This window comes from Streptomyces jumonjinensis (genome assembly GCF_009600885.1).
Classification (GTDB): domain Bacteria; phylum Actinomycetota; class Actinomycetes; order Streptomycetales; family Streptomycetaceae; genus Streptomyces; species Streptomyces jumonjinensis.
Genome location: NZ_VCLA01000202.1, coordinates 14,280 through 14,638 on the forward strand (window position 1 = coordinate 14,280; position 359 = coordinate 14,638).

Consider the following 359-nt stretch of genomic DNA (forward strand, 5'->3'; position numbering starts at 1 on the left):
CGCCGCGTACAACCTGCCGCTGGCGCTCCGTATGACCGGAGATCTGGATGTGGCGGCCCTGGAGGCCGCGCTCGGCGATGTCGCGGACCGGCACGAGAGTCTGCGTACCGTCTTCCCCGAGACCGAGGGCGCCCCACGCCAGCAGATCCTCGAAGGCATGGCGGGACGACCGCCGCTCCTCGTCATCGAGACCTCGCAGGATCACCTCGGTGAGGCCGTGAGGGCGCATGCGTCGCGTGGGTTCGATGTGAGTGTCGATCTGCCGTGGCGGATCAGGTTGTTGGTGGCAGGTCCTTCGGATTATGTGCTGTTGATCGTGGCGCATCACATCGCGGTGGACGGCTGGTCGATGGGTGTGC

The 359-nt window shown here is 66.6% G+C and carries 1 protein-coding gene; it reads left to right on the plus strand.

The window, feature by feature from the left end; all coding sequences use genetic code 11:
• Window positions 1-359 (plus strand): condensation domain-containing protein (locus tag FF041_RS39900; protein ID WP_228388919.1); only part of this gene is annotated, 359 nt, incomplete at both ends.